At 63.2% G+C, this 10,266-nt stretch carries 12 protein-coding genes; 2 read left to right on the plus strand and 10 right to left on the minus strand.

Going from position 1 to position 10,266, the window contains the following annotated elements; all coding sequences use genetic code 11:
- The first annotated feature begins 114 nt into the window (after positions 1-114).
- The gene (locus KBY99_RS04435) at positions 115-1,461 is read left to right on the plus strand and encodes a hemolysin family protein (RefSeq protein WP_254997561.1); all 1,347 of its coding nucleotides are present in this window, start codon (positions 115-117) and stop codon (positions 1,459-1,461) included.
- A 5-nt stretch (positions 1,462-1,466) separates the two neighbouring features.
- Here the strand turns inward: KBY99_RS04435 and KBY99_RS04440 are convergent, their stop codons facing one another.
- The 4 genes from KBY99_RS04440 to KBY99_RS04455 all read right to left on the minus strand — a co-directional run bounded on the left by KBY99_RS04440 (position 1,467) and on the right by KBY99_RS04455 (position 3,039).
- Complete coding sequence (locus KBY99_RS04440) at positions 1,467-1,847, minus strand: LexA family protein (protein WP_254961194.1); 381 nt, start codon at positions 1,845-1,847, stop codon at positions 1,467-1,469.
- Positions 1,848-1,939: 92 nt separating this feature from the next.
- A complete protein-coding gene (locus KBY99_RS04445; protein WP_254961212.1) occupies positions 1,940-2,302 on the minus strand; it encodes an AbrB family transcriptional regulator in 363 nt (120 codons plus the stop codon).
- A 137-nt stretch (positions 2,303-2,439) separates the two neighbouring features.
- Positions 2,440-2,535 carry an excalibur calcium-binding domain-containing protein gene (locus tag KBY99_RS04450; protein WP_254931854.1) on the minus strand — a complete coding sequence of 32 codons (96 nt, stop codon included), beginning with the start codon at positions 2,533-2,535 and terminating at the stop codon, positions 2,440-2,442.
- Positions 2,536-2,547: 12 nt separating this feature from the next.
- Positions 2,548-3,039 (minus strand): thermonuclease family protein, encoded by a 492-nt coding sequence (locus KBY99_RS04455; protein ID WP_254997563.1) that lies wholly within the window; start codon positions 3,037-3,039, stop codon positions 2,548-2,550.
- 70 nt (positions 3,040-3,109) lie between these two features.
- On the opposite strand from KBY99_RS04455, the gene KBY99_RS04460 reads away from it, so the two are divergent.
- On the plus strand, positions 3,110-3,250 hold the full coding sequence (locus KBY99_RS04460) for a hypothetical protein (RefSeq protein ID WP_254997566.1): 141 nt from the start codon (positions 3,110-3,112) through the stop codon (positions 3,248-3,250).
- A gap of 105 nt (positions 3,251-3,355) precedes the next feature.
- Here KBY99_RS04460 and KBY99_RS04465 read toward each other — a convergent pair whose 3' ends face one another.
- The 6 genes from KBY99_RS04465 to KBY99_RS04490 form a co-directional block, all read right to left on the minus strand.
- Positions 3,356-4,264 (minus strand): cation diffusion facilitator family transporter, encoded by a 909-nt coding sequence (locus KBY99_RS04465; RefSeq protein ID WP_254997568.1) that lies wholly within the window; start codon positions 4,262-4,264, stop codon positions 3,356-3,358.
- A 215-nt stretch (positions 4,265-4,479) separates the two neighbouring features.
- On the minus strand, positions 4,480-5,184 hold the full coding sequence (locus KBY99_RS04470) for a pirin family protein (protein WP_254997569.1): 705 nt from the start codon (positions 5,182-5,184) through the stop codon (positions 4,480-4,482).
- A complete protein-coding gene (locus KBY99_RS04475; RefSeq protein ID WP_254942870.1) occupies positions 5,181-5,708 on the minus strand; it encodes an NADPH-dependent FMN reductase in 528 nt (175 codons plus the stop codon). Before KBY99_RS04475 ends, KBY99_RS04470 begins: the two co-directional genes overlap by 4 nt.
- Positions 5,709-5,897: 189 nt before the next feature.
- Positions 5,898-6,302 carry a PPC domain-containing DNA-binding protein gene (locus KBY99_RS04480; RefSeq protein WP_254997571.1) on the minus strand — a complete coding sequence of 135 codons (405 nt, stop codon included), beginning with the start codon at positions 6,300-6,302 and terminating at the stop codon, positions 5,898-5,900.
- Between the two features lie 287 nt (positions 6,303-6,589).
- Complete coding sequence (locus KBY99_RS04485; RefSeq protein WP_254997572.1) at positions 6,590-8,125, minus strand: phytoene desaturase family protein; 1,536 nt, start codon at positions 8,123-8,125, stop codon at positions 6,590-6,592.
- 456 nt (positions 8,126-8,581) lie between these two features.
- On the minus strand, positions 8,582-9,961 hold the full coding sequence (locus KBY99_RS04490; protein ID WP_254997573.1) for an autotransporter outer membrane beta-barrel domain-containing protein: 1,380 nt from the start codon (positions 9,959-9,961) through the stop codon (positions 8,582-8,584).
- Positions 9,962-10,266 lie beyond the last annotated feature (305 nt).

Consider the following 10,266-nt stretch of genomic DNA (forward strand, 5'->3'; position numbering starts at 1 on the left):
TTTGTATCGGCTCCACTCTGCCCCCGGGCAGGGCCAGAGCCGATGGACCTCAATGCCTGGCTTGGGGTGGTGATGCATCGCAGGCGTCCAAGCTGGTAACGGTCTTAATTTGGGGTGCCTTCCGGACCGATCCCCTTCTTGGCGCAGGACATCCTGATCATCCTGCTGTTGATCGTGGCCAACGGTCTGTTCTCCGGCGCCGAAATCGCAATCATTTCGGTACGCCGTTATCGGCTAGAACAACTCTCCGAGAAGGGAGACCGCTCAGCCCGGGTGGCGCTGAGACTGGCCGAGTCGCCGAATCAGTTTCTGTCCACGGTTCAGATCGGCATCACCCTGATCGGCATCCTCACCGGTGCGGTCGGTGGTGCCACCGTTACTCGCCAGCTCGATTCCCTGCTGGAACGCCTGCCTGTGCTGGCGCCTTACAGCGAAGGGCTGAGCTTTGCGCTGGTGGTGGCCGTGATCACCTACCTGTCGGTTGTGATCGGCGAGCTGGTGCCCAAGCGCCTGGCCCTGGCCAGTCCCGAGCGTCTGGCTTGCGCCATGGCACCCAGCATGCGCTGGCTGTCGCGGGCCAGCGGTCCGGTTGTTCATCTGCTCAGCAATTCGACCGAAGCCCTGATGAAGTTGCTGGGGGTTTCTACCACCAGCGAACCTGATATCACCGAGGACGAGATCAAGGCGATAATTCGTCAGGGCGCTGATTCGGGCGTGTTCGAAGAGGTCGAGCACGACATGGTTCAGCGCGTTCTGCGCCTTGGTGATCGCACCATCAAGACGTTGATGACCCCTCGCACTGACATCTGCTGGCTCGATGTCGAGGAGTCGCTGGAAACGAGCCTGCAGGAAATCCTCGAGAGCACCCATTCCCGTTTTCCGGTGGCCAGGGGCACCCTCGATGACTGCTTGGGGGTGGTGCGGGTCCGCAATCTGTTGTCGGCAAAGATCACCGGCCAGTCGATCAACCTCGAAGAACTGATGCAGCCGCCACTGTTCATGGCCGAAAGCACCCGGGCTCTATCTGTTCTCGAGCAATTCAAGCGCACTGGTATTCACATTGCCCTGGTCACCGATGAGTTCGGCGGGATCGAGGGTCTTGTCACTCTCAATGACCTAATGGAGGGCATCGTTGGCGACCTGCCCTCGGTTGAAGATAGAGACGGACCCATGGTGGTGATCCGCGAAGACGGATCGTTGCTTGTCGACGGCGGCCTGGATCTCGACGCTTTTGCTGAGCTGATCGACCAGGACATCTTCCGCATTGATCAGAAGGGCCGATATCACACCCTGGCCGGGTTTGTGATGCATGTGCTCGAGCGCATCCCCCGCGAAGCCGACCATTTCGAGTGGCAGGGCTACCGCTTCGAGGTGGTGGATATGGATGGCAAGCGGGTCGACAAGCTGCTGGTCTCGCCCATCAACAGGGATACCCCCAGGGTGATTTCCCCTTCTCCATAGGCTGCTCACTCCAGGTGATGCACCGCATGCACCACCACGCCAAAGAGGCCTGAGCGATCAAAGACCTCCAGGTCCAAAGGAATTGCTGCCTCTCCTGGCCGCACCGGTTCAAGCAACCACTGCTCCCCCTGACGCAGTAGCGGCCGCATCAAGAAGCTGCCCTGGTGGGCAACGACAACGACATTGCCGGAGCGGGGCTCAACGCTGCGGTCGATCACCATCAGGTCGCCGTCCTTGATTCCGTGCTGGCGCATGCCATTGCCGCTGACCCGCATGTAGAAGGTGCAAACCGGGTTGGGAATCAGGGCGGCATGGAGATCCAAGCCCTCACCCAAAGAACCCTTGCAGTAGGGCACAGGCTCGCCAATGGGCAGATCGGACAACATCGAGACCTCAGCAGTAGTGCAGCCGTTCTACTGCTGGTGAGGTGGGCTGGCCCCCGGCGTCGCAATCCGCATCGAGGCACCGAAGGAGCTGCTCACTCCTCTTCTGTGCTGCCCAAAGGGATGAGCTTGATCTGCTTACGACCCAGCTTGATCTCGAACTCATCGCCTGGCTTGAGGTCGAGCAGGGCGGTGTAGGCCTTGCCCACCATGAGATTGCCGTTGAACTGGATCTTGGTCACGAAGCTGAGGCTGCGGCCACCCTTGCCACGGCCGGTGGTATCGGCACCAAGGCTTACCCCCTTAGCACCGAGCAGGGCCTCATAGAACGCGGTGAAGTTGAGGCGCTCGCCGCCGTCTTTCTTGGTGCTCACATAGCCGCACTCACGCACGAGATCTGACTTGGAGACATCGCCCAGCTCCTTGACCTTGGCGAGCAGTTCTGAACCGGTAATCATTTGATACTTGCGTGGTACCCAGAACATAACAAACCCACGTGCTGTGTCAATTCACTAAATCAATAGCCAAGCCTTTGCTTCTACTGGTTCCAGAGGCAACCAATAGCGCAGCTTCGCGATATTGCAAAAGGTGATTGTCAGCGCAGGGATTCGCAGGCTTCTCCATCGCCATTGCCATCGAGATAGCTGTGCCCCTGGCGCAGCAGGTCCTGGGCTTTGGCATAGGAGCTGATCTCGCTGCAGCGCTAGCGGCGTCCGCGGCGGAAGTCCCAGGGCCGGGTGATGCCGCCCTCCACCTGCCAGACCCCATATCGGCGCCGGCTGGCACGGTATTCGGCGTCCAGATACTCCTGGGCATTACACCCACTGAGGTACTGGCGGTAGGCGAAGGCTTGGCCGTCTTCCACCATCGCCAGGTTGATGTTGATTTCTGCGATCACCTCCGCTACCGAGCGGCCATAGCGATCGGTGGTTTTGACCTCGAGCCTGATCTCCCGGCCGACAGGGAGCCGCTGCTGCAGGTAGCTGCGGGCCTGCTGGCCATACGTGCCTTGTGCCGTTTCCGGGGCGTCAATGCAGGCCAGCCTCACTGTCATGGCTTTGCTGGCCTGGCGGACGCGGATTGTGTCGCCATCGCCAATGGAGAGCACCATGGCCGTAACGCCTTGACCAGCAACACCAGCCGGCCAGGCAAGAGCCGTCAACGCCGCCACAACCAGCAAAACCTTGCTTGCCATCGCTGGAGTTTGCATGGGCAGCCTTTCCATGGGGCCTATGCATGGCCGCTGCGCCAAGAGCCGCTGAGCTATGGGTTTCCGCTTTCGTTGTTCTCCACGCCTGGGCCCGCTGCGCTTCAACTACCGCTTCGCGGGCCTGCAGCCCCCGGCTGGAATCAAGGCCATGCCCTGCTTCCTGATCGCTCTCAGCGGTCTGTTCTTCTGCTTCTGAACTTCCAGTCTCAGCTCACCAGGCCAGCGGCACCAGCAAAGCCCTAAAGCAATTCAGCAGGCCCAAAAGAGAGGGTTGGTTCTTCAGAGCTTTGCTTGCGGTGCCTTAGCCCTGCTCCCAGCGGAAGCCTTGATCTTCCCAGGCTTTCGGATCTTCGATCGGCTCGAGATGAGTGAACACATGCGTGCGGGTCAAGGTGGCCGCCACCTTGTGCTCCAACTGATCGCAGAGGTCGTGGCCTGCCTGCACGCTCCAGTGACCAGGCACGAGCACGTGGAATGACACGAAGCGACGGGAACCAGCCACGCGGGTGCGCAGCGCATGGAATTGGATCTCGTCTGTTTCACAGCTGGCCAGCAGATCTTCGAGAACCTGTTGCTCGGGATCGGATAGGGAGCGATCCAGCAGGCCGGAGGCGGTTTCGTGAAACAGCTTCCAGCCAGTGACGACGATGTTCAGCGCCACGGCGATCGCAATCAGGGGGTCGAGAATCGTCAGGCCGGTGAGCTTCACCAGGCCGATGCCCAGAACCACACCGAGGGAGGTCCAGACGTCGGTGAGCAGATGGTGGGCATCGGCGCGCAGGGTGATCGAATCAAAGCGCCGCGAGGCTTTCAACAGCACCCAGGCCACCAGACCATTCAGCGCGGTTGCCAGCAGGGAAATGACCAGGCCGATGCCCAGCTGCTCCAGCGGTTGGGGTTGCTGCAGGCGGCCAATGGCGGTTTGCATGATGGCGAGAGCTGCCACCACGATCAGCACACTTTCCAGGCCGCTGGAGAAGTATTCGGCCTTGAAGTGGCCGTAGGGGTGGCTGCGATCGGCAGGTTTGGCCGCGAGGGTGAGCGCCCAGATCGCGCCAAGGGCTGCGACCAGGTTCACGCCCGACTCCATGGCATCGGAGAGCAGGCCCACCGACCCGGTCAGGCGCCAGGCCAGCGTTTTCAGCACGATCGTCGCGACCGCTGCTGCCGTCGACAGCAGCATGTATTGGCGGGGGGAGGCGAAGACCATGGGCGCGGGAAGTGCTCTCTCAGCTAAGCCAGTGTTGGTGATGGCGGACCAGACTGCTTGTTGTGGCGGCGACGGAAGGCGGTTTCCGATTGGATCAGCCTTTGGCCTACTCGAGCGCTAATAGGCCAAGGCAATAAGGAAGGCCACCTCCGGCGCCCAACCCGCTGACGCACCAGGTCGTCACTCCAGGCCTCATAAAGCTCCCCAGATGACGTTCAACACAATTCAAAGAGCAGCAGGTCTGCTCCACCTGACCCTGCAGTGAAGGCCTCCAGCTTGCCGGCGCCGTAGCCCAGACCATCACCCTGCTGTAGGGGATGGCCATTGGCCTCCCCGGCCCCATCAATCAGCTGGATCCAGCCCTGGCGGCCTGTGCCAAGGGCCAGGCTGAGCGTCTCGCCTGCACCGGGCTGAGCCCGCCAGAGGCGCACCGGCCGGTGGATCGCCATGGCGCCATCGGCCTGCTCGGGATCCAGCAGGGGAGTCCAGCCGGGACCGATGGCGAAGGGTTTCTGCTCGTAGGCCGGGGCGATGCCGGTGCCACTGGGCACGATCCAGATCTGCAGCAGCCGGCATGGCTTATCGCCCTGGTTGATCTCGCTGTGCACCACACCGGTGCCAGCGCTCATGCGCTGCACCTCGCCGGCGCGTAGCACCTCGGCGTGGCCCATCGAGTCGCAATGGTTTAGCTGGCCCTCCAACATCACCGTGATGATCTCCATGTCGCGGTGGGGGTGCATGCCGAAGCCTGTGCCGGCGGCGATCGTGTCGTCGTTGATCACCCGCAAGGGGCCATAGCCCATCCAGGCTGGGTCGTAATGGCTTGAAAAGGAAAAGCTGTGCCAGCTGTCGAGCCAGTCGAGCTGGCTGTGGAAACGCTCGGCGGCCGGGCGAAATACCAGGCCTGAAGAGGTGGTCATGGTTGGGAAATATGGATTTGGTGCAGGCGCGTGATCAGCTCAGCGATGGAGTCGTCCTTGGCCGGATTGTCGCTGTTGCTGGACAGCTGGCGGCCCACCACATGGGCACCGAGATGGGCCAGCTGCAGCCTCATGGCAGTGAGTACGCCATAGCCGGCGCCGCCGGAGTGGGTGGCGATCACCACGGGGCGGCAGTTGAACAGGGCCCGGAAGTCGCTGCCCTGCACCGACAGCCAGGCGATGGCGCTGGTGAGCACCGGCGGGATCGAGCCGTTGTATTCCGGCGAGCAGATCACCCAGCGCGGAGCGGCAGCCAGCTGGGCCTCCAACGCCGCCAACACTGGCGGTGTGCCGGCGACTTGGGCTCGCGGAGTGAAAAGCGGCAAGTTGATTGTGGTGAGATCGAGTACGGCAGCGCTTTGGCCCTGCTGGCGTGCGGCCGCTGCGAAGCGCTCAGCCAGCTGCAGGTTATGGCCGTTGCTAGCGGCGATCACCAGTACATCTGTGGAGGTTGAGGTACTCATGGCTGGGGCTCCAGGGTGGAGTAATTGGTATAGCCAGCGTGGCCGGTGCTGAAGAAGCTGGCGAAATCCTGGGCATTGAGGGGGGCCAGCACCGTATCGATCGTCGAACTGCTGCTTAACGACTGGACAGGCGCTATCAGCGCTGGCGTTACCTGGCTGGTGTTTCAGCTGATGGAGCTACGGCTGCCCTTAGCCCGCAGCCAGAGGACTGATCCGCAGCTCGGGATAGCCGGTGGCAGGATCCAGCTCCCGCCAGAAATGCCATTCCGGCAGCAGGCCAACCACCAACTCGGCGGTGGTGCGCACCAGGGAGCCGGTGCAGAGGTGGCCGCCGATCACGGCGCCCCTGCTGTCGGCCACAGCAATGTGCAGATGGGCGCCATCGGGCGAAAGGGTGCCGGCCAGGCTGAGTATCTCCAGCTCACAGTGGATGGTCGTGGCCTCAGCAGCCCCCGCAAAGCGCAGCTGAGCGACCGAGAGGCTGCCCACGGCGCTAATCACGCAGCCCGCCTGCTCCTGCTGCTCGCCCATCCAGGTTTCCAGCGTCTGCCGGAGGTCGTCTCCCGGCGCAAGCCGCAGCGGCACCACCTTCATGGGGTTGGCCCCTCCACCAGCCCCTGGAACATCACCAAGGCATCCACATAGCCCAGCTGCTTGTGTCTGCCCCCCCTGGCAGGGTGCCAACGACCTCAAATCCATTGTGCTGCCAGCCGCGGGGCAGCTTGCACTGCCACCACATAGCCGGCATAGGCCACATGGGCGCCGAGGCGCAGGGAGTCGGGCTTGAGGTAAAAAGTGCCCACCACGGCCCCCGCCCCATCCCCATAGCCAAAACAAATTAATTGACCAGAACTAAGCAGTAAGCAGCAAGCAGTAAATATTCAGCTCACCAGCTCCAACTCCTCAAGCAATCGCCGTTGGGCCGCAGCGGGCACAAAGCGGTGGGCCGCCATGGCGCCGCTCACGGCTACAGGCGGCACGCCAATTCCGGGGAATACGCCCGCACCGCAGAGCGCCAAGCCTTTGATCGGGGTGCCGCCGCCGGGGAAGGCTCCGCGGTTGGCGGGCCAGGCGGGGCCATAGCTGCCCTGGTGCACCCGCAGAAAATCGCGATGGCTGAGGGGGGTTCCCTGCAGCTCAAGCACCGCCCTCTCGCGCCAATCGGGCACCAGTTGATCGAAAACGCCATGGAACACACCGCAACGATCGCGGCGCAGCTCCTCATAGGCGGGGGTGCCCCGCTCCAGATCCTTCCAGAGCTCCCAGGGTTCGTTGGCTGGCGTGTAGCCGTGCAACACCTGGTGGCCCGGCGGCGCCAGGGAGGGATCTAGCCGCGACGGCATCGACAGCACCACCATGTTGCGCTCAGCCCTGATGCCCCGCTGCCAATCCCCCACCCACACATGGTGGATCGGCAGCTCGGCCATGCCTTCATCTTTGAAAGCTAGGTGCCAGTGCAGAAAACTGGGACAAGCCGGCGCAGCCAGAAGCTTCTGGCGCCAACGCTCCGGTGCACTGCCCTTACCCAGCAGGGCGGCCGTATCCCATGGGCTGGCATTACTAATAACTCCATGGCGGGCGTTCAGCCGTTCGCCGCTGACTAGGCGCACGCCTGTGGCCCGCCCCCCCGACAGTTCGATTTCCGCCACCGGCGCGCCCGTGCGCAGCTCGCCCCCATGGCGGCGGATGCCCCGCACCAATGCGTCCACCACGGCGGGGCTGCCACCTAACGGGTAGTCCAACCCCGCATCGGGCTCAAACCACTCGCCAAACAGGGTGGCCATGGCGGCTGCACTGGTCTGATCGGGCTCCAGGCCGGAGATCAGAAAACACAGCATCTCCACCCAATGGAGCAGAAAGGGATCGCGCAGATGGCGGCGGGCAATAGGCCCAAAAGCTCCGCCCAGCGCTGCCAGCTGGCCCGCCTGGCCGATCAGCCCCAAACCCTGGCTGCCAAGAGTGGTGAGCAGGCCAGCGCCGGGGCGCAGGGCCAACAGCGGCAGCGATCCGGCGGCGCGGCACAACGGGGCCATGGCCACCAGAAAGTCCTGCCATTCAGCGGCAACCGCTGGCCCCCGCAGGCTGCGGAGCACCTCCAGAAATGGATCCAAGCCCACGCCAACCCGAAGATTGCCCTCGGGTAACAGCAGTCCCCACTCCGAGTAGCGCGCCACCGGCACGCTCTCACCCACGGCCCGCAGCACCTGGGCCAAGGGGTTGGCACTAGGCCAGCGGCCCAGCCCGCTCCAAAGCGACGGACCAGACTCGAAGTGGAAGGGTCCCCGTCGAAAACCATGGGCGGCGCCGCCGGGCTGGCTGTGGGCCTCCAGCACCTGCACCTCCAGCCCGTGGCGCGAGGCGATGGCGGCGGCACAAAGGCCCCCCAGGCCACTGCCGATCACGATTAGATCCGGCATCGCCCCTCTCGCTTTCGGCAGCAAAGCAATCGACCCTAGGAAAGGGAGATAGGCCCCTGCTCCAACAGTCTTTACCTATCCGTGAGCGGGTCGTTCAGTCGGGCAAGAAAGCCGCATTCCCCAATGCCGCTCACCTCGTGCGCCTGACTGATCGACACTCCAGCCGCACCGCCACAGGTGCCCTTAGGAGGACCATCCGCCCCACATCTGGAATGCATGGCCCCAGGCGCCAGCTCCCCTGAGGTATTCCTCAGGGGTTTTGTTTTGCAAGTACTGATTGCGGACTAACGCGCACTCAGTAGTAGGGGCTGAATCAGTCCCCACATGGGCCAGAAACCGCAGTAGCTCGCTCTGGGGCACGGCAGCTAAGCAATACCTGCAACATAGGCTTGTCTGATGAATATCAGCCCAGCGTGCTTCCTTCAGGTGAAGTTGAAGGACTGGTGAGAGATTGCCTCACCACAGGCCTCGGATCGGCTGGGGAGCGGGGGCCGGCACCACCACTGGAGCAGGGGCGGGCTCGGGCTCGGGCTGAGGGGCAGGGGCAGGAACGGCCGCCACTGCCCGGCTGGCGCCACCCCATCGGAATTTGATGCCACCACCAACGTCCCAGGCGGTGCCACCGGAATACAACCCGGCGCCGCCCCGCACATAAAAGGTGGTGTTGTCGCTGAGGGTGTAGGCCAGTTGCCCCTGCAGGCCAAGGCCGCTGCTCTGCACCAGAGAGCCGGTGGCCAGGGTTGCCTGGCTGCCGCTGGAGCTGCTGACCACCGTGGCGGGCTCTCCGCCCAGGAAGCCGGCGCCCAGCCAGCTCACCCGCAGGGAGGGTGTGATCAGGTTCTTGCCCTGCTGCATCGGCGCCCGCCAGGTGACACCGATGTCGGCAGTGCCCACGGTGCTGCTGCTGGAGGGCAGCAAAAAGCTCTGGTTGGTGGTGCTATCGGGGATTCTCACCTGGCCGAAGGACAGGCTGGAGGTAGTGAGTAGGGCGCTGGGTTCGAGCAACTGGGTGTCGGACAGACGGATGCGTCCACCAAAATTCAGTGCCGTGTTGAAAGCACTGCCACTGACGGAAGGGGAGCTGGTGCGGACCCCGGCGGCATTACTGCTGCTGATGGCAAAGGGTTGTTGGCTGCTCAACCCATCGCCACCGATCGCACCACTGATGAACCAGTCCGGACGGGACCACTGGGCAAACAAACCGCCGCCGCCCCAGGTGAGATTGGAGGATTGGCCGCTGAAGCTTGTGCCGTTGATGAACAGGGAGCCCCCATCTGCAGAGCCCTGCCCAAAGCGTCCGAAGACGCCGGCAACGAGATCACGGCTGAAGGCGTAATCGAGCCGGAGGCCCAGCTGGGCCCCGTCGAAGGAGGAGGTGCCCACCGATCCTCCCGAGCGGACCACGGGACCGCCGAAGCCATCCCCGAACACCCGCATCCGCCAGCCAGTGCGCTCGGCGTAGTAAGCACCTGGTTCGGTACTGAAGCGGAAGGCGGGATCGGATGGGGTTTCCGGGCCCGGCACCACGTATTGGTTTACGCCGATCCCAGGTTCAATAGTCGGATCGAAGGGCACCTTCTGGGGAAGGATCTCCAGCAGATCCCGACCAAACACCTGCCAGCTGCGGCCGAGTCCCAGGGGCTGCAGGCGGGCGTCGGGGCGATAGACGTTGACCGAGAGCGGCGGTGCCGCGGGAGCCGGCGGCGGAAAGCAGAACTCCGCCTCGGTGCCATCCGGGCAGATCGCGGCCCTGGCCGGTGCAAGCGGCAGGGAGAGGGCCAGCAGCGGAGCGGCGGCGAACCCCAGCAAGATGGTGTTACGGAATGAAGTCGCCATGCCTGTAAAAGGGTGGGTTGAGTTGGGTTGAGTGCTTCCGCCGGATCTTGCGCAGCCGGCCTGGTGCTCTCAACGACATCTGCCGATGCCGGAATTGCAAACGCAAAGTAGATCATGACCAGCTCCATGAGGAGCAGGTCAGCGAGTCAACGCCAAAGGAGAACCAGGACTGGGAAAGCAGGACTGGGAAAGCAGGACTGGGAAAGGATAAATACAGAGATCCACCCAACCGAATCGCTGTCCAAATCCTGCATGGGATGGGCAACACTTGGTAAGTTGATGGCTATCTTGCGTAGCGCAATCCT

This window comes from Cyanobium sp. Maggiore-St4-Cus, assembly GCF_024345615.1.
Taxonomy (GTDB): domain Bacteria; phylum Cyanobacteriota; class Cyanobacteriia; order PCC-6307; family Cyanobiaceae; genus Cyanobium_A; species Cyanobium_A usitatum.

Coding starts and splice junctions, on each gene's coding strand:
- KBY99_RS04460 (WP_254997566.1), top strand. CDS start 3,110: ATGGGTTTCCGCTTTCGTTGTTCTCCACGCCTGGGCCCGCTGCGCTTC.
- KBY99_RS04475 (WP_254942870.1), bottom strand. CDS start 5,708: ATGAGTACCTCAACCTCCACAGATGTACTGGTGATCGCCGCTAGCAAC.
- KBY99_RS04480 (WP_254997571.1), bottom strand. CDS start 6,302: ATGAAGGTGGTGCCGCTGCGGCTTGCGCCGGGAGACGACCTCCGGCAG.
- KBY99_RS04465 (WP_254997568.1), bottom strand. CDS start 4,264: ATGGTCTTCGCCTCCCCCCGCCAATACATGCTGCTGTCGACGGCAGCA.
- KBY99_RS04470 (WP_254997569.1), bottom strand. CDS start 5,184: ATGACCACCTCTTCAGGCCTGGTATTTCGCCCGGCCGCCGAGCGTTTC.
- KBY99_RS04445 (WP_254961212.1), bottom strand. CDS start 2,302: ATGATTACCGGTTCAGAACTGCTCGCCAAGGTCAAGGAGCTGGGCGAT.
- KBY99_RS04490 (WP_254997573.1), bottom strand. CDS start 9,961: ATGGCGACTTCATTCCGTAACACCATCTTGCTGGGGTTCGCCGCCGCT.
- KBY99_RS04455 (WP_254997563.1), bottom strand. CDS start 3,039: ATGGCAAGCAAGGTTTTGCTGGTTGTGGCGGCGTTGACGGCTCTTGCC.
- KBY99_RS04440 (WP_254961194.1), bottom strand. CDS start 1,847: ATGTTGTCCGATCTGCCCATTGGCGAGCCTGTGCCCTACTGCAAGGGT.
- KBY99_RS04485 (WP_254997572.1), bottom strand. CDS start 8,125: ATGCCGGATCTAATCGTGATCGGCAGTGGCCTGGGGGGCCTTTGTGCC.